25 protein-coding genes and 1 tRNA gene are annotated in these 26,984 nt (G+C 63.8%); 13 read left to right on the plus strand and 13 right to left on the minus strand.

What is annotated here, in order from left to right; translation table 11 throughout:
* From EO99_RS0111305 to carB, 4 genes are all read right to left on the minus strand, one after another.
* Complete coding sequence (locus tag EO99_RS0111305; RefSeq protein ID WP_029618750.1) at window positions 1-444, minus strand: SRPBCC domain-containing protein; 444 nt, start codon at window positions 442-444, stop codon at window positions 1-3.
* Window positions 441-785 (minus strand): ArsR/SmtB family transcription factor, encoded by a 345-nt coding sequence (locus EO99_RS0111310; RefSeq protein WP_029618751.1) that lies wholly within the window; start codon window positions 783-785, stop codon window positions 441-443. The genes EO99_RS0111305 and EO99_RS0111310 overlap by 4 nt, the downstream gene beginning before the upstream one ends.
* Window positions 786-898: 113 nt before the next feature.
* The gene (locus EO99_RS0111315; RefSeq protein ID WP_029618752.1) at window positions 899-1,093 is read right to left on the minus strand and encodes a DUF2283 domain-containing protein; all 195 of its coding nucleotides are present in this window, start codon (window positions 1,091-1,093) and stop codon (window positions 899-901) included.
* 160 nt (window positions 1,094-1,253) lie between these two features.
* The gene (gene carB / locus EO99_RS0111320; RefSeq protein ID WP_029618753.1) at window positions 1,254-4,739 is read right to left on the minus strand and encodes a carbamoyl-phosphate synthase large subunit; all 3,486 of its coding nucleotides are present in this window, start codon (window positions 4,737-4,739) and stop codon (window positions 1,254-1,256) included.
* Between the two features lie 265 nt (window positions 4,740-5,004).
* Here carB and EO99_RS0111330 point away from each other — a divergent pair, with 265 nt between their 5' ends.
* The 4 genes from EO99_RS0111330 (at window position 5,005) to EO99_RS0111345 (ending at window position 9,179) form a co-directional block, all read left to right on the plus strand.
* Window positions 5,005-5,727 carry a DUF1868 domain-containing protein gene (locus EO99_RS0111330; protein WP_029618754.1) on the plus strand — a complete coding sequence of 241 codons (723 nt, stop codon included), beginning with the start codon at window positions 5,005-5,007 and terminating at the stop codon, window positions 5,725-5,727.
* Between the two features lie 104 nt (window positions 5,728-5,831).
* The gene (locus EO99_RS0111335) at window positions 5,832-6,497 is read left to right on the plus strand and encodes a glutathione S-transferase (protein WP_029618755.1); all 666 of its coding nucleotides are present in this window, start codon (window positions 5,832-5,834) and stop codon (window positions 6,495-6,497) included.
* A gap of 90 nt (window positions 6,498-6,587) precedes the next feature.
* On the plus strand, window positions 6,588-7,490 hold the full coding sequence (ypfJ, locus tag EO99_RS0111340; RefSeq protein ID WP_029618756.1) for a KPN_02809 family neutral zinc metallopeptidase: 903 nt from the start codon (window positions 6,588-6,590) through the stop codon (window positions 7,488-7,490).
* Window positions 7,491-7,796: 306 nt separating this feature from the next.
* Window positions 7,797-9,179, plus strand: coding sequence for an MATE family efflux transporter (locus EO99_RS0111345; protein ID WP_029618757.1), 1,383 nt, complete (start codon window positions 7,797-7,799; stop codon window positions 9,177-9,179).
* Window positions 9,180-9,232: 53 nt separating this feature from the next.
* Here EO99_RS0111345 and carA read toward each other — a convergent pair whose 3' ends face one another.
* Window positions 9,233-10,438: a glutamine-hydrolyzing carbamoyl-phosphate synthase small subunit gene (gene carA / locus EO99_RS0111350; RefSeq protein ID WP_029618758.1), complete on the minus strand. Its 1,206-nt coding sequence runs from the start codon at window positions 10,436-10,438 to the stop codon at window positions 9,233-9,235.
* 323 nt (window positions 10,439-10,761) lie between these two features.
* Between carA and EO99_RS0111355 the strand changes: the two genes are divergently transcribed.
* The 6 genes from EO99_RS0111355 to EO99_RS0111380 all read left to right on the plus strand — a co-directional run bounded on the left by EO99_RS0111355 (window position 10,762) and on the right by EO99_RS0111380 (window position 17,938).
* Window positions 10,762-11,211: a GatB/YqeY domain-containing protein gene (locus EO99_RS0111355; protein ID WP_029618759.1), complete on the plus strand. Its 450-nt coding sequence runs from the start codon at window positions 10,762-10,764 to the stop codon at window positions 11,209-11,211.
* 151 nt (window positions 11,212-11,362) lie between these two features.
* A complete protein-coding gene (gene dnaG, locus EO99_RS0111360) occupies window positions 11,363-13,357 on the plus strand; it encodes a DNA primase (RefSeq protein WP_029618760.1) in 1,995 nt (664 codons plus the stop codon).
* A gap of 424 nt (window positions 13,358-13,781) precedes the next feature.
* On the plus strand, window positions 13,782-15,836 hold the full coding sequence (gene rpoD / locus EO99_RS0111365) for an RNA polymerase sigma factor RpoD (RefSeq protein WP_029618761.1): 2,055 nt from the start codon (window positions 13,782-13,784) through the stop codon (window positions 15,834-15,836).
* 114 nt (window positions 15,837-15,950) lie between these two features.
* Window positions 15,951-16,910 carry a DUF930 domain-containing protein gene (locus EO99_RS25660; protein ID WP_037111672.1) on the plus strand — a complete coding sequence of 320 codons (960 nt, stop codon included), beginning with the start codon at window positions 15,951-15,953 and terminating at the stop codon, window positions 16,908-16,910.
* 85 nt (window positions 16,911-16,995) lie between these two features.
* Entirely contained in the window at window positions 16,996-17,418 is a 423-nt protein-coding gene (locus EO99_RS0111375; RefSeq protein WP_029618762.1) for a secondary thiamine-phosphate synthase enzyme YjbQ, read from the plus strand.
* Between the two features lie 127 nt (window positions 17,419-17,545).
* A complete protein-coding gene (locus tag EO99_RS0111380; RefSeq protein WP_029618763.1) occupies window positions 17,546-17,938 on the plus strand; it encodes a hypothetical protein in 393 nt (130 codons plus the stop codon).
* Window positions 17,939-18,027: 89 nt separating this feature from the next.
* Here the strand turns inward: EO99_RS0111380 and EO99_RS0111385 are convergent, their stop codons facing one another.
* Window positions 18,028-18,729 (minus strand): SIMPL domain-containing protein, encoded by a 702-nt coding sequence (locus EO99_RS0111385; protein WP_051679821.1) that lies wholly within the window; start codon window positions 18,727-18,729, stop codon window positions 18,028-18,030.
* A gap of 262 nt (window positions 18,730-18,991) precedes the next feature.
* Here EO99_RS0111385 and EO99_RS0111390 point away from each other — a divergent pair.
* Together EO99_RS0111390 and EO99_RS26625 are read left to right on the plus strand one after the other, a co-directional pair.
* Window positions 18,992-19,067, plus strand: a tRNA-Ile gene (locus tag EO99_RS0111390).
* 137 nt (window positions 19,068-19,204) lie between these two features.
* On the plus strand, window positions 19,205-19,684 hold the full coding sequence (locus EO99_RS26625; protein ID WP_077067062.1) for a hypothetical protein: 480 nt from the start codon (window positions 19,205-19,207) through the stop codon (window positions 19,682-19,684).
* 168 nt (window positions 19,685-19,852) lie between these two features.
* Here the strand turns inward: EO99_RS26625 and EO99_RS27405 are convergent, their stop codons facing one another.
* Window positions 19,853-20,512 carry a BA14K family protein gene (locus EO99_RS27405; RefSeq protein ID WP_051679809.1) on the minus strand — a complete coding sequence of 220 codons (660 nt, stop codon included), beginning with the start codon at window positions 20,510-20,512 and terminating at the stop codon, window positions 19,853-19,855.
* 226 nt (window positions 20,513-20,738) lie between these two features.
* Window positions 20,739-20,996, minus strand: a complete 258-nt coding sequence (locus EO99_RS28570) for a CrpP-related protein (RefSeq protein WP_328286599.1) — start codon at window positions 20,994-20,996, stop codon at window positions 20,739-20,741.
* Window positions 20,997-21,103: 107 nt separating this feature from the next.
* Here EO99_RS28570 and EO99_RS0111405 point away from each other — a divergent pair, with 107 nt between their 5' ends.
* Window positions 21,104-21,592: a metallophosphoesterase family protein gene (locus tag EO99_RS0111405; protein WP_029618767.1), complete on the plus strand. Its 489-nt coding sequence runs from the start codon at window positions 21,104-21,106 to the stop codon at window positions 21,590-21,592.
* A gap of 9 nt (window positions 21,593-21,601) precedes the next feature.
* Here the strand turns inward: EO99_RS0111405 and EO99_RS0111410 are convergent, their stop codons facing one another.
* From EO99_RS0111410 to ytfQ, 5 genes are all read right to left on the minus strand, one after another.
* Window positions 21,602-22,384 carry a FadR/GntR family transcriptional regulator gene (locus tag EO99_RS0111410; RefSeq protein WP_081852032.1) on the minus strand — a complete coding sequence of 261 codons (783 nt, stop codon included), beginning with the start codon at window positions 22,382-22,384 and terminating at the stop codon, window positions 21,602-21,604.
* Window positions 22,385-23,368 (minus strand): galactofuranose ABC transporter, permease protein YjfF, encoded by a 984-nt coding sequence (gene yjfF, locus EO99_RS0111415; RefSeq protein WP_029618769.1) that lies wholly within the window; start codon window positions 23,366-23,368, stop codon window positions 22,385-22,387.
* Entirely contained in the window at window positions 23,368-24,399 is a 1,032-nt protein-coding gene (locus EO99_RS0111420) for an ABC transporter permease (RefSeq protein ID WP_029618770.1), read from the minus strand. The genes yjfF and EO99_RS0111420 overlap by 1 nt, the downstream gene beginning before the upstream one ends.
* Window positions 24,396-25,919, minus strand: coding sequence for a sugar ABC transporter ATP-binding protein (locus EO99_RS0111425; protein WP_029618771.1), 1,524 nt, complete (start codon window positions 25,917-25,919; stop codon window positions 24,396-24,398). The genes EO99_RS0111420 and EO99_RS0111425 overlap by 4 nt, the downstream gene beginning before the upstream one ends.
* 103 nt (window positions 25,920-26,022) lie before the next feature.
* Entirely contained in the window at window positions 26,023-26,982 is a 960-nt protein-coding gene (gene ytfQ / locus EO99_RS0111430) for a galactofuranose ABC transporter, galactofuranose-binding protein YtfQ (RefSeq protein ID WP_029618772.1), read from the minus strand.
* Window positions 26,983-26,984 lie beyond the last annotated feature (2 nt).

Here is a 26,984-nt window from a genome sequence, read left to right on the forward strand (position 1 = left end):
TCAGTGGGCTCCGGCCAATTCGAGAAGATTTTCCAGGCGGTCGAAATTCTGTTCGTTCGCGGCGGCGATAAATTTCTGCAGCTGCAGGTTCTCCTCCGTCGGCTCGAACAGCATCCGCCAGCGAAGCCATGTGCCGCCATCCTCCTGCAGGAAGTCCATCTCCATGGTGAAGACGTGCATGGGCTCGTGGTGGAGGAAGACGATGCGCCGACCGGGCACGATCTCCTGGAACGTCGACCGATTGTCAAAGTCCGTGCCGTTGGACGCGGTCATCGTGATCTGCCACAGGCCGCCGGGGTGGAAGTCGAAGGCGCCGATCGTGTTGGTGAATCCATGCGGCCCCCACCAATGCTTCAGCTTCTCGGGATCGGCGAAGGCATCGAAGAGCGTCGCAGGCTCGACGGCGAAGAAGCGCTCGTTGAGGATCTCCATCCGGTCCGTCATTTCGCTTCCTCCTTCTGCCCGGTCCTGCTGTCCAACGTGGCGATGTACTCCTCGAGCCGGTCGAGCCGTTTCTCCCAGAGCGCCCGGTATTCGCCCAGCCAGTCGTCCACCTGTTCCAGGGGAGCGGCTTCCAGCCGGCAGGGGCGCCATTGAGCATTGCGGCTGCGGGAGACGAGCTTTGCCCGCTCCAGGACCTTCAGATGCTTGGAGACCGCGGGCAAGCTCATGTCGAAGGGAGCGGCCAGCTCGTTCACCGTCGCCTCGCCATGCGCCAACCGGGCGAGGATGGCGCGACGGGTCGGGTCGGCAAGGGCGGAGAGGGTGGTCGAAAGCTCATCCATCTACTATTTAGCCGATCAGTTAATTAACTTTTCGGGTAAATACATCCCAGCTCAGCCGGAGTCAAGATCTGGCGATGCTGGGGGGCTGGTGGAGGTGAGATCGAAGGGGGAGTTTAGGCCGCATCCTCGAGCGCTGCCGCTGGCAAGTTCGCGCGCGCGTTCAGGACTTCAAGCCCGACGATGCGACCGTCCCGATCGTAGTCGAGCATGATGCCTTGAGAAACCTCTTCGGTTTCCAGCACCGGCTCGCTGGAGAAGCGGATATAGGCAGCATCGGCTGCGGCATCATATTCGAGCTTCGGCTTCATTGCGGCATCCGTGCCTTCCGAGCGAGGAATGCAGTGATTATACGGATTGCCGTCTCCGTTTCCAAGCAGATTACCCGGAGAACCCTACCGTCGCTGCCGCTCCGACATCACCGTTTCCGCATGGAGGGTGAAGTGGAGCGGCTTTCGCATGGTAGAACCTTTAGAAGTAGCTCTGCAGCGGACGAACCTCGAGGTTGCCGGCCTTCAGGGCCCGGATGGCCATGGCCGCGGCCTCGGCACCTGCCATCGTGGTGTAATAGGGCACCTTCTGCATCAGGGTTGCGCGGCGCAGCGACTTGGAGTCCGAAATCGCCTTGTTGCCATCGGTGGTGTTGATCACCAGCTGGACCTGACGGTTGCGGATGGCGTCCTCGACGTGAGGACGACCCTCCAGAACCTTGTTGATCTTGGTGGCCGCTATGCCCTGTTCGGCGAGGAAGCGGGACGTGCCGCCGGTTGCCATGACCTTGAACCCGCACTCCATGAGAATGCGGATGGCCGGAAGCACACGTATCTTGTCCTCGTCGCGAACGGAGACGAAGACGGTCCCGTCACGCGGCAGTTCAACGCTGGCACCGAGCTGCGACTTGGCGAAGGCCAGGGCAAAATCGGTGTCGAGGCCCATGACTTCGCCCGTCGAGCGCATTTCCGGGCCGAGCAGGGTGTCGACGCCGGGGAAGCGGGCGAAGGGGAAGACGGCTTCCTTGACGGCGATGTGCGTCAGGTTGCGCGGATCGGGCTTGGTGCCATAGGCGGTGATCGCCGCATCCAGCTTCTCGCCGGTCATGATGCGGGCGGCGATCTTGGCGATTGGCGCACCGATGGTCTTGGCCACGAAGGGCACGGTGCGCGAGGCGCGCGGGTTGACCTCGAGAACGTAGATCACGCCGTCCTTGATGGCGTACTGGACGTTCATCAGGCCGACGACGTTGAGCGCCTTGGCCATGGCCGCTGTCTGGCGCTCCAACTCGTCCAGCGTCTCCTCGGAGAGCGAGCGGGACGGCAGCGAGCAGGCGCTGTCACCCGAATGGATACCGGCCTCTTCGATGTGCTCCATGATGCCGGAGACGAAGACGCTTTCGCCATCGCACAGTGCGTCGACGTCGACTTCAACGGCATTCGTCAGGTAGCTGTCGAAGAGGAGGGGGTTCTTGCCGAGCAGCGTATTGATCTGCCCCGTCTTGTCGTTGGGGTAGCGCTGCTTGATGTCTTCCGGAACGAGGCCCGGGACGGTGTCGAGCAGGTAGCTCTGCAGCATCGATTCCGAGTGGATGATCTGCATGGCACGGCCGCCCAGCACGTAGGACGGGCGCACGACGAGTGGGAAGCCGATCTCGGCGGCAATCAGGCGGGCCTGTTCGACCGAATAGGCGATGCCGTTGTTCGGCTGCATCAGGTCGAGCTTCGTCAGGAGCTTCTGGAAGCGGTCGCGGTCTTCGGCGAGATCGATCATGTCGGGTGCGGTGCCGAGGATCGGGATGCCGTTCTTCTCGAGCGCCTCGGCAAGCTTCAGTGGCGTCTGGCCGCCGAACTGGACGATGACGCCGACGACTTCACCCTTTTCCTGCTCGGCGCGCAGGATCTCGATCACGTCCTCGGCCGTCAGCGGCTCGAAATAGAGACGGTCGGAGGTGTCGTAGTCGGTGGAGACAGTCTCCGGGTTGCAGTTGATCATGATCGCTTCGAAGCCTGCATCCTTCAGCGCGAAGGCGGCGTGGCAGCAGCAATAGTCGAACTCGATACCCTGGCCGATGCGGTTCGGACCGCCGCCGAGGATGACGACCTTCTTGCGGTCGGAGACTTCCGCTTCCGAGCGAAGCGCGCCGACGAAGGGCGTCTCGTAGGTCGAATACATATAGGCCGTCGGCGAGGCGAATTCGGCAGCACAGGTATCGATGCGCTTAAAGACCGGCCGGACGTTGAGGCTGTTGCGCAGTTCGGCAACTTCTTTCGGACGCTTGGCGCTCAGGCTCGCCAGGCGAGCGTCGGAGAAGCCCATGGCCTTCAGCGCCCGTAGGTTCTCGGCGTCCTGCGGCAGGCCGTGTTCGCGAACGCGCGCCTCCATGTCGACGATCGCCTTGAACTGGCTGATGAACCAGGGATCGATCTTGCAGGCCTCGTGGACCTCGCCTTCCGGCATGCCCATGCGCAGCGCCTGGACGACCATGCGCAGGCGGTCCGGCGTCGGCGTGCCGATCGCGGCGCGGATGGCGTTGTTGGCGTTTTCGCCATCTTCGAGGCCCGGGATCTCGATCTCGTCGAGGCCGGTGAGGCCTGTCTCGAGGCCACGCAGCGCCTTCTGCAGCGACTCGGCGAAGGTGCGGCCGATCGCCATGACTTCGCCCACCGACTTCATGGCGGTGGTCAGCGTCGGCTCGGCGCCGGGGAACTTCTCGAATGCAAAGCGCGGGATCTTGGTGACGACGTAGTCGATCGACGGCTCGAAGGAAGCCGGCGTCGCGCCGCCGGTGATGTCGTTGTCGAGCTCGTCGAGCGTATAGCCGACGGCGAGCTTGGCGGCGACCTTGGCGATCGGGAAGCCGGTCGCCTTCGACGCCAGCGCCGAGGAGCGCGAGACGCGCGGATTCATCTCGATGACGACAAGGCGGCCGTCCTTCGGGTTGACGGCGAACTGGACGTTCGAGCCGCCGGTCTCGACGCCGATCTCGCGCAGCACCGCAATCGAGGCGTTGCGCATGATCTGGTATTCCTTGTCCGTCAGCGTCAGCGCCGGCGCGACAGTGATGCTATCGCCCGTGTGGACGCCCATCGGGTCGATGTTCTCGATCGAGCAGATGATGATGCAGTTGTCCGCCTTGTCGCGGATCACCTCCATCTCGTACTCCTTCCAGCCGAGCACGGATTCCTCGATCAGGACTTCGGTGGTCGGCGAGGCGTCGAGGCCAGAGCCGATGATCTCGAAGAATTCGGAGCGGTTGTAGGCAATGCCGCCGCCGGTGCCGCCCATGGTGAAGGAGGGGCGGATGATGGCGGGCAGGCCGATAGCGTCGAGCGCCTGTGCGGCGATCGCCATGGCATGGTTCATGTAGCGCTGCTTGCGATCGCTCTCGCCGAGGTTCCACTGGTTTTCCAGCGCATCAAGGGCGGTGTCGAGATCGGCGCCGGTCAGGCTGTCGCGAAGCTTGGCGCGCTCGGCCTCGTGCAGGGCGCGGTCCTGCTCCTTGATGTCGGTGGCGTTTGCCAGCATCGACTTCGGCGTCTCGAGGCCGATGCGGGCCATGGCTTCACGGAAGAGGGCGCGGTCTTCGGCCATGTCGATGGCGGCCGGCTTGGCACCGATCATTTCGACGTTGTAGCGGTCGAGCACGCCCATGCGCTTCAGGGACAGCGCGGTGTTCAGCGCCGTTTGACCGCCCATGGTGGGCAGCAGCGCATCGGGGCGTTCCTTGGCGATGATCTTGGCGACGACTTCGGGTGTGATCGGCTCGACGTAGGTCGCGTCGGCGAGGCCCGGATCGGTCATGATCGTGGCCGGGTTGGAATTGACCAGGATGACCCGGTACCCTTCTTCCTTCAGCGCCTTCACCGCCTGCGTGCCGGAATAGTCGAACTCGCATGCCTGACCGATGACAATCGGCCCCGCGCCGATGATGAGGATCGATTTGATGTCTTGGCGCTTCGGCATGGGCGTCTTCCAGTTTTTTGGTGCGCGAAAAGCCGGCCAGGGCAAATTACCGGCCGGGGCGCGCATGGAGGGTCTTTTCAGGCTAGAAGCGGCTTATATGGAATTGTGCGGCAGAGCGGAACCCCGGAAATGAGGAATCCAGCCGGAAATATTTCACAGTTTCCTCGATGCTCGTGGGCGGGTTTGCCAGCTGCCTTTGCGCTGTCACAATGGCGCAGCATGTGTGGCTTAGACGGCTGATCATCTTTGCGTGCAGGATGAAATCATGGCAGCCAACGCAATCTCTCCGGACCTTCTCTGCTACGCGAAGTCACACAATGCCTCGCCGCCGCGACATCTGGGGCAGCGCTACGATGCAAACGGCGCGTTCTTGCCCGAGCCGGGCAACACGGTCGTCTGCCATCTCACCGCGGATTCCGAGACCGAACGGGCGCTGGCAGACGCCCGGGCACAATACCTCTGCATGCCGGAGGCCGATCGACTCGCCATCACGCCGCTTTCCAGTCTCCATATGACCCTCTTTCAAGGGATCATCGAATACAGGCGCAGCCCCGAGTACTGGCCCGCAGACATGTCGCTCGACACGCCGATCGACGACATGACTGCGATCCTCCGGCAGAGAATTACCGGCTTCGCCGCCGGACCAGCCTATAAGGTGCGGCTGGTCGAGGCGCTGCCGACGGGTCTCGTGCTCGAGGGAGCGACGAAAGCCGATAGGGAAAACCTCACGGTCTGGCGGGACCGGCTGGCCGCTCTGTTCGGCTATCGCCATCCGGATCATGATGATTACGTGTTCCACATCACCTTTGCCTATATGATAGATTGGCTGTCAGAAGAGGTGCTGGAGCGTTGGCAGACCATGCTTCAGGATATCGCAGGCGATATCCGGCGGCGCGCACCCGTCCTGGAATTGAAGGCGCCGGCTTTCTGCGCGTTCAAGGACATGAAGCATTTCGAAGAACTCGTCGTCCTGCCGGTCCAGAACTAAAACGTGCTCCTGGAAAAATGGCGCTGCCGAAAACTGGCACAGCCATTTCCGCGTATGATGTCCGGGGCCGGCTTTTCGCCGACTTCACGTTCCCGGAGCAACCCATGATCAAGCTGCACTATCTCGACAACTCGCGCGCCCATCGCATCCTCTGGCTCCTGGAGGAACTGGGGCTCGAATACGAGGTCGAAATCTATCATCGCGGCAGCGACATGCGCGGGCCCGACAGCCTGAAGGCGGTGCATCCGCTCGGCAAGTCTCCGATCATCGAGGATGGCGACAGGGTAATCGCCGAGAGCGGCGCCATCGTCGAATACCTGGTGGAGACCTATGGCGGCGACGAGCTGCGGCCGACAGGGAGCGAGGAGCGGCTGCGTTATAGCTATTGGCTTCACTACGCGGAGGGGTCGGCCATGCCGCTGCTCCTGCTGAAACTGATCTTCGCGCGGCTGCCGGGGCAGGTGCCCTGGTTCCTGAAGGCGCCGGCCGCCCTGATGTGCAAGGGCGTCTCCCGGACACTGGTTGAGCCGCAGCTGCGCGATCACATCCGGTTCTGGAACGGCGAGCTTGCCCGCGACGGCTGGTTTGCGGGTAAGAACTTCTCCGCTGCCGACATCATGATGAGCTTTCCCGTGGAAACAGCGGCCAGCCGGATCGATGAAGCGAAGGCTATGGGCGCCATCCGCAGTTATCTTGCGGCGATCCGTGCGCGGCCCGCCTATCAGCGTGCCCTCGCGCGCGGCGGCGCTTACGTCTATGCAGAGAGCTGAAGCCTTCGCTGCCCTCAAGCCGGGAGTGGAACGCTTTGACCAGCCCGGTATTATGGGCGGTAGAAGAAGCAGCAGCAGAGGACGCTTGCGATGGAATGGAAAGGCCGCCGACAGTCGAACAATGTCGAAGATCGGCGCGGAGCGGGCGGGCGCAGTTCCCGCGGCGGCCTGCGGATCCCCATGGGTCGCGGCGGCATGCGTCGCGCCGGCGGCGGGCTCGGGATCGGCAGCATCATCCTGATCCTGATCGTCTCCTGGGCGCTGGGCATCAATCCGCTGACGCTCCTGTCCGGTGACACCGGTTCCACGGGTGGCGGCTACGAGCAGCAGCAGACCCAAAACGCGGCGCCCGCAAACGATGAGACGACCGCCTTCGTGCGCACCGTGCTTGCGGAGACGGAGGATACCTGGAACGGCATCTTCCAGGCCGGCGGCGAGACGTATCAGGAGCCGACGCTCGTGCTGTTCTCCGGCCAGGTTGAATCCGCCTGCGGCTTTGCCTCCTCGGCAACGGGCCCCTTCTACTGCCCGGGTGACCAGAAGGTCTATCTCGACACCGCCTTCTTCCAGGACCTGCGCCAGCAGTTCGGAGCCTCCGGCGATTTTGCCGAGGCCTATGTGATCGCCCACGAGGTCGGCCATCACGTGCAGAACCTCCTCGGCATCCTGCCGCGGTTCAACCAGGCGCGTCAGCAGATGAGCGAAGTCGAAGCGAACCGGATGTCCGTGCGTGTCGAACTGCAGGCGGACTGCTTCGCCGGCGTCTGGGGCAAGTTCACCGACCAGAAGGGCATTCTGGAGCAGGGCGATCTTCAGGAAGCGCTGAACGCGGCCCAGCAGATTGGTGACGACACGCTGCAGCGGCAGAGCCAGGGCTACGTGGTGCCGGAGAGTTTCAACCATGGCACCTCGGCGCAGCGGATGGAGTGGTTCCGCCGCGGCTTTGACAGCGGTGACATGAACAGCTGCGACACCTTCTCGGCCAACCTCTAGGAGGCTGGCAGTCCGCCAAGCTGGTACGGAATTCCTCGGAGGAGGAGACAGTCCGCCTCCGTTCGGTCTTCGTGCCGGGAAGGTTCCGATCCGTCATCAGCATCTTTGTCGGCTGCATCAACAAGATTGAAGCTTCGCGTGTTGTCTCCGCGCGTGGCTGCGGCTAAGTCTCGCTTTCGCCCGCCAACGTTTCCGGAGCCGGGCAGGGTGGAGGCTTGCTGCACATCGGCAGCTCCTCTAAAGCCATCCGGTACTGGCCGCCCACCCCGTTCGGGGCAGCGGCCTTTTTTCATCTGGAGAACGAAGATGTCGAGCCACTCTCCCGCGATGGGGCCTGTTGCTGCGGATAACAGCTGGCGCCGCCATATCCGCTCGACGATCAATCTCGGCATCCCCTTCGTCGGGGCACAGCTGGCGCAGATGGCGATCAACACGACCGACGTGATCATGGTCGGCTGGCTCGGCACCGCGGAGCTCGCGGCCATTGTTCTTGCCAGCCAGATCTTCTTCATCGTCTTCATCTTCGGCTCGGGATTTGCCGCCGCCGTCGTGCCGATGGTGGCGCATGCGGTCGGGCGCGGCGATGGCACATCGGTGCGGCGGGCCGTCCGGATGGGCATCTGGGTGGTGCTCGGCTACGGCGCGCTGACGGCGCCGATCCTGTGGTTCTCGGAGTCGCTGCTGCTTGCCTTCGGTCAGGAGCCGGAGGTTTCCGCGCTCGCGCAAGGCTATCTGCGCGTCGCGCAATGGGGCATCTTTCCGGCGCTGACCCTGATGGTGCTGCGAAGCTTCCTGAGCGGGCTGGAGCGGGGCAGCATCATCCTCTACGTGACGATCGGCATGTTCCTCGCCAATGCGTTTCTGAACTACGCCCTGATCTTCGGAAACTTCGGCGCGCCCGCCTGGGGCCTCGTCGGCGCCGCCGTGGCGTCCGTCTGTGCCAGCACCTTCGGCTGCGTGCTGATGGTGGCCTATATCAACAACCGCGCCGAGACCCACACCTACGAACTCTTCGTGCGTTTCTGGCGCGCCGACTGGGGCGCGATCCGCGAGAACCTGGCGCTGGGGCTGCCGATCAGCTTCACGATCCTGGCCGAAACGAGCCTGTTTGCCGCCGCCTCGCTGATGATCGGCACGATCGGCACGATCGAACTTGCCGCCCATGGCATTGCGCTGCAGCTTGCCTCGCTCGCCTTCATGATCCCGCTTGGCATGGCGCAGGTTGCCACGGTTCGCATCGGACTGGCCTATGGTCGCGGCGACATGCTGGGCGTGCGCCGCGCGGCGCTGGCGGTCCTGGCGGTCAGTCTCTGCGTCTCGGTCTGCGGCAGCACGCTGTTTGCCGTCATGCCGCGGCAGCTCGGCGCGCTCTTCCTCGACACCCGCAAGCCGGATGCGCAGGCGGTGCTCGACTATGCCGTATGGCTCATCGTGATCGCCGGCATCTTTCAGATGGCGGATGGCCTGCAGGCGGTGGGCGCCGGGATGCTGCGCGGCCTGAAGGACACGAAGGTGCCGATGCTGCTGGCGCTCATCGCCTACTGGCCGATCGGATTTGCCTGTGCCTGGTTGTTTGCCTTCCCGCTCGGATACGGAGGACCTGGCGTCTGGTTCGGTTTCGTCACCGGCCTCGGCGCGGCGGCCTTTCTTCTCTGCGGCCGCTTCTATCTCCTGGTCCGGCGGGCATAAAAAAGGCCCGCTCGAACGGCGGGCCATTTTCAGTCTCTGTCTGCGCGTGGCGCCTAGCGTTCGGCGAGAGCCGCTTCGCCCTTGCGCTCGCGCACCATGTTGAGGAAGCGCTGGAAGAGGTAGTGGCTGTCCTGCGGTCCGGGCGACGCCTCCGGGTGATGCTGCACCGAGAACACCGGCTTGCCGGTGACCCGCAGGCCGCAGTTGGTGCCGTCGAAGAGAGAAATGTGAGTCTCTTCAACGCCTTCCGGCAGACTGTTGGAGTCGACCGAGAAGCCGTGATTCATGGAGACGATCTCGACCTTTCCGGTCGTGTGGTCCTTCACCGGGTGGTTTCCGCCGTGATGGCCCTGGTGCATCTTCGTCGTGGTCGCACCAAGCGCGAGGCCGAGCATCTGGTGGCCGAGGCAGATGCCGAAGGTCGGAACGTCGTTCTCCAGCACCTGGCGGATGACCGGCACGGCGTATTCGCCGGTCGCGGCCGGGTCGCCGGGGCCATTCGACAGGAAGACGCCATCCGGCTTCAGCGCCATGATGTCCTCGGCGGATGTCTGCGCGGGAACGACAGTGACCTTGCAGTCGAGACCGGCAAACAGGCGCAGGATATTGCGCTTGACGCCGTAGTCGACGCAAACGATGTGGTACTTGGCTTCGGCCGGGTCTGCGTCCTCGAAGTCTTCGTTCCAGACCCAGGGCTTCTGCGTCCATTGCGACGACTGGCCCGAGGTGGCTTCCTTGGCGAGATCCAGACCCTCGAGGCCGCTCCAGTTGCGGGCCTCGGCCTTCAGGGCCTCGATGTCGAAGACGCCGTTCGGGTCATGGGCGATGACGGCGTTCGGCGCGCCCTTCTCGCGGATCCAGGCGGTCAATGCGCGCGTGTCGATGCCGGAAAGGCCGATCACGCCGCGCGACTTCAGCCATTCGTCGAGATGCTTGGAGGCGCGGTAGTTCGAAGGTTCGGTGATGTCGGCCTTGAAGATGACGCCGACGGCGCCGCGGCGGGCAGCGGGCGTCAGATCCTCGATGTCTTCCTCGTTCGTGCCGATGTTGCCGATGTGGGGAAAGGTGAAGGTGACGATCTGGCCGAGATAGGAGGGATCGGTGAGGATTTCCTGGTAGCCGGTAAGCGAGGTGTTGAAGCACACTTCGGCGCAGACCTTGCCTGTCGCGCCGACACCGACGCCTTCGATCACCGTGCCGTCGGCCAGAACGAGAACGGCGGTGGGCTTCTTGCTTGTCCAGGGGGCTGTCGCGGTCATCTCTATCCTTCCGCCCGATCGGCCCGTCACTTGAAGTGGCGGGGATGCAGGGCCATTTGTGGTCGCAGAAAAGGGCGCGCCGGAATGACCCGCGCAGCCCTGAATACCTAAATCTCGTGCAGGTGCCGGAAAATAGACAAAGCGCGCTTGGCGGTCAATGTCACACTCGTTCTTTCTACATGGGATATCATACCCTTTGTTTTCAAGAACTTGGATGAATTGATTTGATCAGGCGCGTGTGCTTGGCTATGAGGGCGGCCTGACTGACAAGGAAAAGCCGTATTTCAGCACTCGCTGCGGCTTCTCCAAAGGAGCAAGACATGATGCGCGATAAACTCGCCACTGCAATGAAAGACGCGATGAAGTCCGGGGACAGCCGCCGTCTGTCCACCGTGCGTCTGATCCAGACCGCCATTAAGGATCGGGACATCGCCAATCGCGGCGCCGGCAAGGATCCGGTCAGCGAGGACGAGATCATGCAGATCCTCCACAAGATGGTGAAGCAGCGGGAAGAATCCGCCAAGATCTATCACGACGCCGGGCGCGCCGAGCTCGCAACGCAGGAGCGCGAGGAAATCGACGTCATCAAGAGCTTCATGCCGGAGCAGTTGCCGGAAGACCAGGTGCGCCAGCTCTGCCAGTCGGTGGTCACCGAGACCGGCGCCCACGGGCTGCGCGACATGGGCAAATGCATGAATGCGCTGAAGGAGAAGTACCCGGGCAAGATGGACTTCGCCAAGGCATCCGGCATGGTCAAGGATCTGCTGAAGTAATCAGCCTGCATTCCATTCAGAAAGGGCGGGGCCGGTCTTGGCCTCGCCTTTTTGTTTTCCGAGATCGGTGCTGTGGATACCGGGCATGACGCGCTTTAGCATTGGCGCACGGGGGCCGCAGGTTCTATAGTTGCCGGGTCCCGAGGTGAAAATGCGCTTTTCCAACAGTTTTCTCGACGAAATCCGCGACCGTGTGCCGATCTCGGCCGTGGTGGGACGCCGTGTGACCTGGGACAGGAAGAAGACCAATGTTTCCCGCGGGGATTACTGGGCCTGCTGCCCGTTCCACGGCGAGAAGAGCCCGAGCTTCCATTGCGAGGACCGCAAGGGGCGCTACCACTGCTTCGGGTGCGGTGTCTCCGGGGACCATTTCCGCTTTCTCACCGATCTTGAAGGGCTGAATTTTCCCGAAGCCGTGCAGCAGATCGCCGACATGGCCGGCATTGCCTTGCCGCAGCCCGATCCGCAGGCGGAGCGGCGCGAAAAGGAGCGCACGACGCTCCTCGACGTCATGGAACTGGCGACGCAGTTCTTCCAGGATCAGTTGCAGAGCGCTGCAGGCGCGCGGGCGCGGGCCTATCTGCGCGACCGGGGCCTGACCGGGCGGACGATCGAGACGTTCCGGCTGGGGTTTGCACCGGAGAGCCGCAATGCTCTCAAGGAGTTTCTGTCCGGCAAGGGCGTGCCGAAGGAGCAGATCGAGGCCTGCGGGCTGGTCGTTCACGGGGAGGGGATCGCCGTCTCCTATGACCGTTTTCGCGATCGCGTCATGTTCCCGATCCTGTCGTCGCGCGAGAAGGTGATTGCCTTCGGCGGCCGGGCGATGTCTCCCGATGCGCCAGCGAAATACCTGAACTCCAACGAGACCGAACTCTTCCACAAGGGGCAGGTGCTCTACAATTTTGCCCGCGCCCGACGGGCCTCGCAGGGTGCCCCCGGCAGCCGCGACGCCGGGACGATCATTGCCGTCGAAGGCTATATGGATGTGATCGCCCTCCACCAGGCGGGCATCGAGAATGCGGTTGCGCCCCTCGGCACGGCGCTGACTGAAAACCAGCTCGACCTCCTGTGGAAGATGTCGCCGGAGCCGGTGCTCTGCTTCGACGGTGACGGGGCCGGCGTGCGGGCGGCCAACCGGGCGGCAGACCTCGCCTTGCCGTTCCTGAAGCCCGGCCGGTCGGTGCGCTTTGCGCTGCTGCCGGAAGGCAAGGATCCGGACGACATCGTGCGTCAGGACGGGCGGGGCCCCTTCGACAAGGTGCTGGTCGAGGCGCGGCCGCTGGCCGAGACGATCTGGATGCGCGAGACCTCCGGCGGCAATTTCGAAACGCCAGAAAAGCGGGCGGAGCTTGAAGCGCGGCTGAAGCAGGTGGTGTCGGTGATCGCCGACGAAAACGTTCGCCGCTACTATCAGCAGGAGATGCGCGACCGGCTGCATGCCCTGTTCCAGGGCAACAACCGGGGCGGTGACCGGCGCTCCAACTTCCAGCCACGGGGCGGCAACAACCGCCCCGGCCAGGGGCCGACGCCAGGGCCAAGGGCGGCGGGCCGGGGGCTTGCCGTCTCCGACCGGCTGGCGCGGTCGGGACTGGTGCGGGGGCATCGCGACCTGCCGGCGCTGCGCGAGAGCGTCCTGGCGCTGACCGTTGCCAACCATCCCCAGCTTCTGCTCGACGATCACGACGAGATTGCCGGCGTGGAGTTCGAGAACCGCGATCTGCAACGCTTCTGGTCCTGTCTGCTGACCGCTGCCGCCAAGCTCGGCGCGCGCCTCAACCGGCCGAACCTGCGCGCGGAACTGGAGGAGAACGGGTTTGAATCGCTGATCGCCCTGATGAACCAGCAGATCCGTAATGCCCGGCTCTGGACGGCGACGGAGGAGGCGGATCTGCAGGATGTCGTGCAGGCCTACCGGCAGGCCTATGCGCTGCATTCGCGCAACAAGGAGCTGCGCTGGCAGAAGATCGAGCTGGAGCGCGAAATCGCCGAGACGGCGACCGACGAGGAAGAGCGGGCGACGGCGCTGATGCGCGCCTTGTCCGAGGTGCAGCTGGAGATCGGGCGGCTGGAAAACCAGGAGGCCATCATCGATGGCTTCGGGGTGATGTCGGGGCGTGTGAAGGGTGCCGCCGTCGGTCATGGCTAGAGCGGGGCGAATCAGTCTAGGCTGTTGGGGTGCATGTGTTGGGACCGGCTGAAGGCTTGCATTGGGGGTGCTGCTCTTGTCACGGCCCAGATGCTTCCTACATATCGGCAAACATGTGCATCTTACCCGTGAAGCCCTGTAGAACGGCTTTTTCCACTTTTCCGGGCACTTCGCCTTGGAAAAGCTTGACGGAGCGTTAAATTGTGGGAATCACCACATCAGGCGGAAAAGGTGGAATGGGTCAAGCACAGCGGGCCACGATCGGCGACCTGTGAACCAGGGGCATCGGCAATCGACTGCTACCGTCGTGGTAATCCGGAATTAAAGAACATTCCGTACGTGTTGAACAGTGATTCGCGGCTGGGCTCTGAGCCTTAGCCGACGGCCACCGCCGCGGGGTGGCGTTCAGGGAAAGCGAAAATATATGGCAACGAAAGTCAAAGAAAACGAAGAAGCCGAGACCGAGCGCGAAGGCACTCCGGATGGTCCGCTTCTCGATCTTTCCGATGACGCGGTCAAGAAGATGATCAAGGCCGCCAAGAAGCGCGGCTATGTCACCATGGACGAATTGAATTCTGTCCTGCCGTCGGAGGAAGTCACTTCCGAGCAGATCGAGGACACGATGTCGATGCTCTCCGACATGGGCATCAACGTCGTTGAAGACGACGAGGCGGACGAAGCCGCGACCGAGGACGACAGTTCCGACGACAGCGACGGCGAGAGCGAAGGCGGCGAGATTGCGCCAAGCGCCGGCACGGCGCTGGCTGCTGCCAAGAAGAAAGAGCCGACCGACCGTACCGACGACCCGGTGCGCATGTATCTGCGCGAGATGGGCTCCGTCGAGCTTCTGTCGCGCGAAGGCGAAATCGCCATCGCCAAGCGCATCGAGGCTGGCCGCGAGACGATGATCGCCGGGCTTTGCGAAAGCCCGCTGACCTTCCAGGCGCTGATCATCTGGCGTGACGAGCTGAACGAAGGCACGACGCTGCTGCGCGAGATCATCGATCTCGAAACGACCTATTCCGGTCCCGAGGCCAAGGCTGCGCCGCAGTTCCAGAGCCCCGAGAAGATCGAGGCCGACCGCAAGGCTGCCGAGGAAAAGGAAAGGGTCCGCAAGACCCGGACCGCCGCCAACGACGACGATGTCACCTCCGTCGGCGGCGAAGGCCTGCCGAGCGAAGAGGAAGAAGAGGACGACGACGAGTCGAGCCTGTCCCTTGCCGCCATGGAAGCGGAACTGCGTCCGCAGGTCATGGAGACGCTCGACACGATTGCCGAGACCTACAAGAAGCTGCGCAAGCTGCAGGACCAGCAGGTCGAGGCACGCCTCTCCTGCACCGGCACGCTGTCGTCCGGCCAGGAGCGCCGCTACAAGGAGCTCAAGGATCAACTGATCACGGCGGTGAAGTCGCTGTCGCTCAACCAGAACCGCGTCGACTCGCTCGTCGAGCAGCTCTACGACATCTCCAAGCGGCTGATGCAGAACGAAGGCCGTCTGCTGCGGCTCGCCGAATCCTACGGCGTCAAGCGCGACTCGTTCCTGGAGCAGTACCAGGGCGCCGAGCTCGATCCGAACTGGATGAAGTCGATCGCCAACCTGTCGGCCCGCGGCTGGAAGGATTTCGCCCGCGAGGAAAACCAGACGATCCGCGACATCCGCCAGGAGATCCAGAATCTCGCGACGGAAACCGGCATCTCGATCGCCGAATTCCGCCGGATCGTGTCCATGGTCCAGAAGGGCGAGCGCGAAGCGCGTATTGCCAAGAAGGAAATGGTCGAGGCCAACCTGCGTCTGGTGATCTCGATCGCCAAGAAGTACACGAACCGCGGCCTGCAGTTCCTCGATCTGATCCAGGAAGGCAACATCGGCCTGATGAAGGCGGTGGACAAGTTTGAGTATCGTCGCGGCTACAAGTTCTCGACCTATGCCACCTGGTGGATTCGGCAGGCGATCACCCGCTCGATCGCCGACCAGGCCCGGACGATCCGCATTCCGGTGCACATGATCGAGACGATCAACAAGATCGTCCGCACATCGCGCCAGATGCTGCACGAGATCGGTCGTGAGCCGACGCCGGAAGAACTCGCCGAAAAGCTCGCCATGCCGCTCGAAAAGGTCCGCAAGGTCCTGAAGATCGCCAAGGAGCCGATCTCGCTCGAAACCCCGGTGGGTGACGAGGAAGACAGCCACCTCGGCGACTTCATCGAGGACAAGAACGCGCTGCTGCCGATCGACGCCGCCATTCAGGCGAACCTGCGCGAGACGACGACCCGCGTTCTCGCCTCGCTGACGCCGCGCGAAGAGCGCGTGCTGCGCATGCGCTTCGGCATCGGCATGAACACCGACCACACGCTGGAAGAAGTCGGCCAGCAGTTCTCGGTCACCCGCGAGCGTATCCGCCAGATCGAGGCGAAGGCGCTGCGCAAGCTGAAGCACCCGAGCCGGAGCCGCAAGCTGCGGTCCTTCCTCGACAGCTAGGCCGGCAAGGCTTAGATCCATCAAGCCCGGCCCTTTGCGGCCGGGCTTTTCTTTTTTACGCTGTTTTCCCGGTGGCTCTCGATCTTGCCGCCGTTTGGACCTACATCGGGCCTCATGCAGGATGAACCGGAGAAGCCGCGGAACGACATGGGATGGGGGATCCCCGCCTCGATCCTCGTGCATGTGGTGCTGGCCGCCATCCTGATCTTCGGCCTGCCGCTCGAACTGCCGCAGCCTCCCGAGGAAGAGGAGGCGGTGTCGGTGGAGATCGTCGAGCCGCCACCGGAGCCCGAGCCCCCGGAACCTGAACCACCAGAGGCTGAAGAGCCTGAGCCGCCGGCTCCCCCGGAGCCGGAACCGCCGGCGCAAGAGGAAGAAGCCGAACCTGCGCCCGAGCCGCAGACTGAACCGGAGGCGCAAGTGCCAGACGAGCCCGCTGCGCCGACGCCGGCGCTGCGCACTGTGTTCGAGTTCGGGGAGGAAACGACGGGCCCTGAGATGTCTAGGGATGGCGATGCGGCGACGGATGCGCGCGAACCGCCTGAGGTTACCGAAGAGCCGATTGAGGAACCCGTCGAGCCGCCAGCGCCGGATGTCCTGAGCGCAGGCCCGGGCGTCAGTCCGAATCCTTCCATTGCCGAACCCGCACCACCCGAGGTGGTTGAGGAGGCGGCAGAGGAGGACGAACAGACCGCGGAGGCGCCCTTGGTTGCCTTGACCGAGGCGACGACGCTATTTTCCCAAGCTGTGACGGATGACCTTCTGGCGCAGACCGAGATAGGTGACTTATCGCATCCTGTGCGCGCTGCGCTGTTGTGCGACACCGAACTCACTGCGCAATTGCGCAATGCTTCACCACCTCAGGATCCCGAGTTCGTTCCCAAGCAGCCGATGACAGAAGGAACTGTTCTTGAACTGAGGAATACGGGATTCTTTTCAGTAGGCCAGTGGCACGACTTGAGCTTCCGCTGCGAGATCAACGAAGAAGCGACAAAGGTGATTGGATTTTCGCTTTTCATTGGCGCGCCCGTACCGCGCAGCGAATGGAGGAATCGTGGCTTCCCCGACTCCTAGTACGTCAGGCTCACGGCCATCACCGGCGGCGGGGTCTCCTCTCATGCCCTCACCAGCCACTCATACACCGATCAGGAGGCCGCTCATGCCGCAGACCGAAGTGACGATCCAGACCCGCGGGCAGGGGCTTTACGAGTTCACCGACAAGGTCGTGGACTTCGTCGGGCGGCTGGGAGCGGAGGAGGGGTTGCTGACGGTCTTTGTTCGTCACACCTCCTGCTCGCTGCTGATCCAGGAGAATGCCGACCCGGACGTGCAGCGCGACCTGAAGACCTTCTTCACGCGGCTGGTGCCACCGTCGGATGCGCCGTCGATGAGCTGGGTGGCGCACACGATGGAGGGGCCGGACGACATGCCGGCCCACATCAAGGCGGCGCTGATGGCCGTGTCGCTCTCCATCCCCGTCAGCCGGGGCCGGCCGGTGCTCGGGACCTGGCAGGGGATCTATCTCTTCGAGCACCGCGACCGGCCGCACAGCCGCAGCGTCGTCCTGCACCTGTCCCGCTGACCCAAATGAACAGCTGGTGAATGCGCGCTTCGGAATGCGTTCAGCCGGCGCGCACTAAGGTCTCCTCAATCCCGGACGACGGGAGAGTTCAACGGCGCCAGTTGCTGGCCCTTCTGGGGAGACATCCATGACGAACATTCTCATCAAGACCGGAATTGCCGCTCTGATTGCCATGACCGGCCTCTCCGCCACGGCGTCGACGGCGGCAGCGTCCGGAGCCGAATTCCGCATCTTCGTGCAGCAGGGCTGGGACAGCCGCGGCGGCGACCGCCACCGGGGCGGCGACCGCTGGGACGGCCCGCGCCATGACCGGGGCGACCGCTGGGAGCGTCCGCGCCATGATCGCGGCGGCCGCTGCTCGCCAGGTCTGGCGGAAGAAAAGGCTCGCCACATGGGCCTGCGTCGCGCCCGCGTCGTCGATATCGACCGGCGCACCGTCACCGTCGTCGGGCGTGATCGCCACGGCCGCGACCGCATCGTCTTCGCCAACGACCGCGGCTGCCCGGTGATCCGCCGCTAGGAGCGTCCAGAGCTTCCGTCTTCATTCGCCCGTCGACGGAGGAAACGCCCCCGCCAGCCCTTCAAAAGGCCGGCGGGGGCGTTTTGCTGCTACTGCTCGAGCCCGAAGGTGACATTGACCGTGACGGTATAGGTGTTTTCGCCGGCGGCGACCGGAACGCTGTCGGAGGCTTCCTTGGCCATCGACATGCGGTACATCGGCTGCGGCGGCATCTGCTGGTTGCCGCCTTCGCTGATCTCGATCACCGGCCCGAGCCGGACGCCTGCCGCTTCCGTCAGCGTGCGCGCCTTGGCGATCGCCCTTTCGACCGCCTGCTTGCGGGCCTCGGCCAGCGCCGCCTCCGGGTTGTCGTTGGTGAAGGTGATCTGGCCGCCCTGGTTGATCCCGAGCTTGACCGAGCGGTCGAGGATGGCGCCCACCTTGGCGATGTCGTGCACCTTGACCGTCAGCGTGTTGGTGACCTCGTAGCCGACCACCTGCGGCGGCTCGACGACGCCGTCCTTCGGCTCCGCCTGCCGGTACTGCGGATAGATCGCGAAATTGCTGGTCTGCAGGTCCCTGGCCTCGATGCCCTCGGCCTTCAGGGCCGCCATGACGGCTGCCATCGCCGTGCTGTTGTCGCCGACGGCGACTTCCGCAGTCTCGGAATTGCGCACCACCGAGAAGGTGAGGATGGCCATGTCCGGCGCGATCGACGCTTCGCCATCGGCCGAGACGCTGACGACCGGCTGGCGCGCGCGGGGAGCATCCCGCGCATCCTGCGCGAGGGCCGGACCGACGGAAGCCAGCATCAGCAGGCCGCCGACGGAGAGGCGGGACAGCACCCTGGACGGCGCGGAGGCTTCAGACTTCGTCGGGGCCAGGCCCGTTGTGGGGCGCGTGGAAGGGATGGAGGGGTGCATCGGTGATTCCTCTTGCGGTGGGCGATCCGCCATAGGTGAGGGGCGATTGTGAAGCGAATGCGGCGACGGCTTGAGGTGGCCGACGAATTGCGTTAGAGCGGGCCTTGAGGGCCGGCGAACCATTGCGCCACCCGATGCCTCTCAAAAGGCAGGGCCTGTAGCTCAATGGTTAGAGCCGGCGGCTCATAACCGCTTGGTTGGGGGTTCGAGTCCCTCCGGGCCCACCATTCTTGTACATCGCCACAGAAATCCGGACTGTCGCCGCACAGGTCTGAGTTAGTTCCTTGGCATATCGTCCCGCCCTCAATTGACTCCAGCGCCTACCATGCCAATCTCAGACCTCTTAGGGAGCAGGGATTTGGAAATGAGAATGATTATAGCGGCTGTTACGGCAGCGCTAACACTTACGTCGTGTGTGCAGTCTAGCGCGATGCGCGTCTCGCAGAATGAAGCCATCATTCAAACTAGTGCCGAAGCAATGTGTGGCGCGACAGGCGCACTTAAGGCCGCCGAGAAACAGGCTGCGATTGAGACAATCAAGGCTGGCTATGATCGCTACATAATCACCGCAGCTTCATCGGCAAATAATGTTCACGCGACGCAGATGCCGGGAACGTACAATACTTATGGCCGCGTGAGTTCTTATGGCGGGTTTGGAATTGTGAATGCGACGACCACTTACACACCGGGTCCAATAATTTACGGCGGCAGCCATGATCAGGCGGTAGGTGTCCGTATGTTCGCCGAAGGTGAGCCAGGTGCGAGTAATGCCATTTCAGCACGTGAAACTTTGGGGCCCAAATGGGCAACAATTGTTCGAGACGGCGTTCGGTTGTGCAACTGATACTGGCAGACTAACCCAGACGGGGTAGCATCCCGGGTTCTATGGATTGTTTCCAAATTCCCGTTTGGGTGACTTAACCTCGCTGGCCCGTGTGAAGAAAGTTCCGGAACCAGTGCCTGAACCTAGACCCGGTGCCGCCATGCCGATCGGCAGCGTGCGCGACCCTCCTCACCCAAACGGCGACTCACACGCACGGCGGGGGCCGTTGTAGGGCTGGTAGCTGTTGTCCTCGAGGCGGTAGGAGCGGTAGCGCTGCAGGCACCAGTTCACGTGCGAATTGTCGGCCTGGACCAGGGGGCGTTTGGCGTCTGCGCTGTAGGCGACGGTTTCGGCGCGGGCGGTGTCAGGGGCGATCTCGCCCGCCATGTGGGGGGACTCGCAGCTGCGGCGGGGGCCGTTGTAGGGCTGGTAGGTATTGTCCTCGAGGCGGTAGGAGTTGTAGCGGCTCTGGCACCATTGCGCATGCGGCGTGCCGGCAAGGGTCGTCATCGGCTCGTCCTCGATGGCGCCGGTCGTGGCCATATCGAGGCTGGCATTCTGGAAGGCGCCGTCTTCAGACGCCATGTCGACCGGCGGCTTCCGATCGTCGGGAACCTCGACGGCCATGGCGAGGAAGACCGGGGGCACGGGAGCGGCGGCGATGCGTTCGAAGGACTGGGTCTGCGGATCGATCGCGACGGGCCGGTTGGTCCACAGCGGGCGCTCGTCGAGATGCGCGAAGCGATGCGGTGCGGGCTCGGCCAGGATCCAGGACGCAGCGGCGACGCCACCGACGAACAGCACCACGGCCATCGTGATGCCCAGCACCAGGGAAAAAAGAGATCTCATCGTTCTGCTCCGCATTCTGCCATTGCGGCGTCAATGCGGCATGCCGCGGAGCGGTTCCGTCGCAATTCGGCAATTTCGGCAGGAGTGTTAGCAAAGCCTGATAAAATCGGCGGGCGCAAGTGGAGACGCCTCCGGTTGCGCGCAAAACACGTGCGGCGTGGCCGCTGGAATCCGCAGGGGGCTGTGATGCCTGTGGCCGAAATGGCGATGCCCGCAGGGGCGAGCGCTAGTCGAATTCGGTCGTCCAGGCGTTTTCCAGCAGCCAGCCGAAAAGCCAGGCTTCGGCCTTCTGGCGCCAGTCGCCGACAGGTTCGCCCGTGGTCTGCGGCAGCCGTTCCTTCACGAGGAAGGGATTGGTGTCGAAACCGAAACCGCGGGATCGGGCGGTCATGCCCTCATCCTGGTATGTCAGAAGCATTTCTAGCACTGTATAAGCTACTGGCCTGTCAGTCTTATTAGTTGATTCTAAGGTCCTGGCGACCATGGCAGAGGCGGTGATTCACGACAAGAGTCGTTCACCACCAAAGTCTAATAAACTTGATCGGGCGATCCGCGCCGGATCAAAGGCCAGGGCGAAGCGTTCGGAGACAGATGATCTACTTCACCAGTGATACCCATTTCGGCGATACGCGCGTCCTGCGCATCGACCGCCGTCCCTTCGCCAATATGGTCGAGCATGATGCCGCCCTGATCGAGACGTGGAACGACACGATCGGGCCTGACGACGAGGTCTGGCATCTGGGCGATGTCATGTCGTCGCGTAGCACCGAGGACGCCGAACTGCTGCTGTCGCGTCTGAATGGCCGCAAGCATCTGGTGATCGGCAACAATGATCCCGTGCCGGTGACGCAGGCCGCTGCCTGGGCGAGTGTCCAGCACTATGCCGAGATCCGGCTCGGCGACCAGCTCCTGGTGCTCTGCCACTATGCCTTCCGGACCTGGAACCAGATGAGCAAGAAATCGATCAACCTGCACGGCCATTCCCATGGCCGGCTGAAGCCGGTGCCGCGGCAGTTCGACGTCGGGGTCGACGCAAGGCGGCTGCGCCCCGTGACCCTGGAGGAGCTGACGCAGCCGTGACCGGCAGGCTCAGGACGCGGTGACCGCCGCAGGCTCTTCGCCCAGGTGACGGGCCGGTTCGGATGCGGCGAACGAGGAGCGGATGCGGCTCTTGCCGACCTCGATGACATGGCGCATGGCGTGGATCGCCTTGTCGGGATCGCGCGAGGCGATGGCATGGACGATGCGCAGATGGTTGGTCGCTACTTCATCGATCTTTTCCGGGGAGGCGGCCGGGGAGGAGAGCTGGAAGGAAATGGCGAGCGCCGCCTCGACGATGGCACTCGCCGAGCGCATGAACGGGTTGCCGGACATGCGGGCGATGGCAAGGTGGAACTCGAGGTCCACCTTGGCGATGGTTTCCGGCGTATGGGCGAGGTCGTCGAACCTGGCGGCGATGGCATAGAGCTGGACGATGTCGTCGTTGGAGGCGCGTCGGGCCGCTGCCGCGGCGGCCGCGGGCTCCAGTGCCATGCGCATCTCGGCCAGATGCTCGATGAACTCGAAATCGAGGCCGGACTGGCAGCGCCAGCCGAGCACGTCGGCATCGAAGAAGTTCCAGCTGGCGCGGTCAACGACCCGGGTGCCGACCTTTGCCTTGGCTTCGATCAGGCGCTTTGCCGACAGCGTCTTCATGGCCTCGCGCAGGACCGTGCGCGAGACGCCGAAGCGGGCGGAGAGTTCGGCATCGCCCGGCAGCAGCGCCCCTTCGGGGATTCGTCCGGCGACGATGGCGCTGCCAAGCTCCGCGACCACATGCGCATGGCTGCTACGCCCCTTGCGTCCGGTGATCGTGGTTTCAAGCAGTCCCAATCATGCCTCCTTCAGGCGTCCTTCGGCCAGTCTCCGGTCCGAATACCACACGATCGCCCGTTGCAGAACAATGAAGGTGAAGAGCAGGATGCCGATCACGATCTTGGTCCACCAGGACGACAGCGATCCGTCGAAGACTATATAGGTCTGGATGAGGCCCTGGATCAGGATGCCGACGAAGGTTCCGGCGACCAGGCCGGCGCCGCCGGTGAGCAGGGTGCCGCCGATCACCACCGCCGCGATCGCGTCCAGTTCGACGCCGACGGTGGCCAGCGAATAGCCCGACGAGGTGTAGAGGGTATAGGCGATGCCGGCGAGACCGGAGAGAAAGCCCGAGAGCGCATAGATGCCGATCGTCGTGCGTCCGACCGGCACGCCCATCAGCTCCGCCGACTGCGGATTGCCGCCAAGCGCATAGACATTGGCGCCGAAGCGGGTGCGTCCCGCCACGAACGCGCCGACGACGAAGACCACAAGCATCAGCATCGCCATGGCGGTCAGGCGTCCGCCGCCGGGGAAGCGGAAGTAGAAGCCCTGGATGGCATCGATGACGGGATGCGAGATGGGCACGGACTGGGTGGAGATCAGATAGGCGGCGCCGCGGGCGAGGAACATGCCGGCAAGCGTCGCCACGAAGGGCGGGATCGACAGGAAGCGGATCATCAGCCCCATGGAGGCGCCGAAGGTGGTGGAGATGGCCAGCACCGCCGCGAAGGCGATGAGCGGGTTGACCCCGAGCGAGCCGACCATGGAGGCGACGAAGACGCTGGTGAAGGCAATCACGGAGCCGATCGACAGGTCGATGCCGCCCGAGAGGATGACGAAGGTCATGCCGACGGCGGCGATGCCGAGGAAGGCATTGTCGGTGAGCAGATTGCCGAGCACCCGTGTCGACAGCATGTTGGGGAACTGCAGCACGCAGGCGAGATAGGCGAGGAGGAATATGGCCAGTGCCGCGACGAAGGGGAGGTTGCGTGTGTGGATCACCGGGCCGTCCTCTCGGTCTTTGCGGTCTGGGCGGTGTGCCGGACGGGCTTCAGGAAGCCGACCAGCGTGCCGATTGCCGGCGACTGGAGCGTCAGGACGAGGATGATGATGCCCGCCTTGATGATCAGGTTGAATTCCGGCGGGAAGCCGGAGACGAGGATACCGGTGTTGATGGTCTGGATGATCATCGCGCCGATCAGCGATGCGAGGATGGAGAAGCGTCCGCCGTTCAGCGAGGTGCCGCCGATGACGACCGCGAGGATGGCGTCGAGCTCCAGCCAGAGCCCGGCATTGTTGGCGTCGGCGCCGCGGATGTCGGCGGTGACGATCAGACCCGCGACGGCCGCCATGATGCCGGAGACGGCATAGACGAAGAACAGCAGGAAGCGGGCGCGGATGCCGGCCAGCATGGCGGCGCGCCGGTTGATGCCGGTCGCCTCGATCAGGAAGCCGAGCGCCGTGCGGCGCACCAGCAGGCCGACCAGCAGGGCCGCGGTCACCCAGATCAGGATGGACACCGGAATGCCGCCAATCGAGCCGGATCCGAGGGCTGCGAAGCTCTCGTTGTTGAAGGTCAGGATCACGCCCTCGGTGATCAGCTGCGCGATGCCGCGGCCGGCCACCATCAGGATCAGGGTGGCAATGATCGGCTGGATGTCGAGCACGGCGACAAGCAGCCCGTTCCAGAGGCCGCAGGCGAGGCCGACGCAGAGGGATGCGAAGATCACGACCGGCAGCGGGTATCCGCTGGTGACGAGCGTTGCGGCGACTGCGCCGCAGATGGCAATGACCGCGCCGATGGAGAGATCAATGCCGCGGGTGGCGATCACCAGCGTCATCCCGATCGCCAGCAGCGCGACCGGTGCGCCGCGAACGAGCACATCGATGAGACTGCCGTAGAGGCGCCCGTTCTGGTAGGTGACGCTGAGGAAGCCGGGCGAGATCAGGCTGACGAGGGTGACGATGACGATCAGGGCCGCAAGTTGCGGGGCGATGCGGCGCAGGCGGCGGGCGAGGGCGCTTTTCATGCGGCCTCCGTACGGGCCGGATCGGCAATCGCCGCCATGATGTTGTCGGCGGTCACCGCCGCGCCGGTCAGTTCCGCGACGTGGCGACGGTCGGCGAGCACGATGACGCGATGGGCCACTGCCGTCAGTTCCTCCAGTTCGGACGAGATGACGACGAGCGACATGCCATCGGCGCAGAGTCTTTCGATCATTCTGAGAATTTCCGTATGAGCGCCGATGTCGATCCCGCGGGTGGGTTCGTCGAGGATGAGAAGGCGCGGCCCTGTCGCCAGCCAGCGCGCCAGGATCGCCTTCTGCTGGTTGCCGCCGGAGAGGAACTTGATCGGCCGGTCCGGGTCCGGGGGGCGGATATCGAGCGAGCGGATGAATTCGTCGGCCAGTTCCGCCTTCTGGCGTGCCGACACCGGCCGTGCCCAGCCTTGCCGCGCCTGCAGCGCCAGGGCGATGTTCTCGCTGACGGAAAATTCGCTGATGATGCCGTCGCTCTTGCGTTCCTCCGGACAGAACCCGAAGCCATGGGCGATGGCCGCTTCCGGCGAGGTGATCTTCACCGCCTCTCCATCGATATGCGCCGTCCCCGAGTCGGGCCTGTCGATGCCAAACAGCAGGAAGGCGGTTTCCGTGCGGCCCGAACCCAGCAGGCCGGCGATGCCGACCACTTCGCCGGGATGAATGTCGAGGTCGAAGGGCGCAATGCTGCCGCGCTTGCCGTAGCCTGCAAAGCGGATCGGCGCAGAGGTGGCCTCCACCGTTTCTTCGAGTGCGTGATGGTCGCGGGTGATGTGCTGCAGGTCGCGGCCGAGCATCATCGAGATCAGCTCCATGCGCGGCAATCCGTCGATCTCGCGCGTGCCGACCATGCGGCCGTTCCTGAGCACCGTCACCCGGTCGGCGATATCGTAGACCTGGTTCAGGAAGTGGGTGATGATGATGATGCCGAGGCCCCTGTCGCGCAGCTTTCGCAGAACCGAGAAGACCATCTCCACTTCATGGCTGTCGAGGCTCGCGGTCGGCTCGTCGAGGACGAGGACCTTGCCGGAGAGGTCGACGGCGCGGGCAATCGCGATGATCTGGCGGATGGCGACGGAGTAGGACGACAGCAGGGCGTCGACATCGATGTCCAGCCCGTAATCCTGCAGCAGCGCGCGGGCGCGGCGGCGCATCTCCCGCTTGTCGACCAACCCGAAACGCCGCGGCTGGCGGCCGAGGAAGAGGTTTTCGGCGACCGTGAGGTTTTCGAGAAGGTTCACCTCCTGATAGACGGTGCCGATGCCGAGGTCCTGGGCTTCCGCCACAGTGGCGGGCGCGACCTCCGTGCCCTCCAGCATCATGGTGCCGCCATCGCGGTTGTAGACGCCGGTCAGGATCTTGATGAGGGTGGACTTGCCGGCGCCGTTTTCACCAAGCAGCGCATGGACTTCGCCATGCCTCAGGGAAAAATCGACGTTCTCGAGTGCGGCGATGCCGAGGAAGCTCTTGTTGATGCCGCGAGCGTCCAGAAGAGTGTGTGTGGTGTTCATATGACGTCCTGCGACCGACGACCGGAGCCGCGACATGCGGCCCCAGCCATGCTTCAGGAAGGGCGGTGGGACCGGCGTGCCGGCCCCCCTTTGACGGTTCGGCTCAGTAGCCGAGGTCCTTCTTGGCTTCGTAGACGGCCATCGGATCATCAGCGGCGGTGTAGAGCTTGGATTCCGTCTGGATCCACTTCGGTGGTTCCGTCTTGTCCTTCAGGTAGGCTTCCAGAACATCGAAGGCCGGGCCTGCCATGTTGGGCGTCAGTTCCACCGTCGCATTGGCCTCACCCTCGGCCATGGCCTTGAAGATGTCCGGAACGGCGTCGATCGAGACGATCTTGATGTCGGAGCCCGGCTTCAGGCCCGCTTCCTTGATGGCCTGGATGGCGCCGACGGCCATGTCGTCGTTATGGGCATAGACGGCGCAGATGTCCTGGCCGCCGCCTTCCGCCTTGATGAAGCTTTCCATGACTTCCTTGCCCTTCGTGCGGGTGAAGTCGCCGGTCTGCGAGCGGGTGATCTTGATGTTGTCATGCGAGGCAAGCGCTTCCTCGAAACCCTTCTTGCGGTTGATGGCGGGCGAGGAGCCCGTGGTGCCCTGGAGCTCCACGACGTTGCACGGCTTGTCGCCGATGTCCTTCACCAGCCAGTCGCCGGCGACCTTGCCCTCATGGACCTGATCCGAGGTGACGGCCGTGAGGTAGAGATCGTCCGATGCTTCGATCTGCCGGTCGAGAAGGATCACGGGGATCTCTTCTTCCTTGGCTTCCTGCAGGACCGATTCCCAACCGGTCGCGACGACCGGGGCAACCAGGATCGCATCGACGCCCTGCGCGATGAAGCCGCGGATCGCCTTGATCTGGTTTTCCTGCTTCTGCTGCGCATCGGCAAACTTCAGGTCGATGCCGCGCTTTTCCGCTTCCTGTTTCGTGACTGTCGTCTCGGCGGCGCGCCAGCCGGACTCTGAGCCGATCTGCGAGAAGCCCACGGTCAGGGACTGTGCGGAAACGCCGGATGCGAGACATGCGGAAAATGCGACGGTAAACGCCGCGAGTGCCTTTTTCATCT

It is taken from the genome of Pseudorhizobium marinum (assembly GCF_000705355.1).
Classification (GTDB): Bacteria; Pseudomonadota; Alphaproteobacteria; order Rhizobiales; family Rhizobiaceae; genus Neorhizobium; species Neorhizobium pelagicum.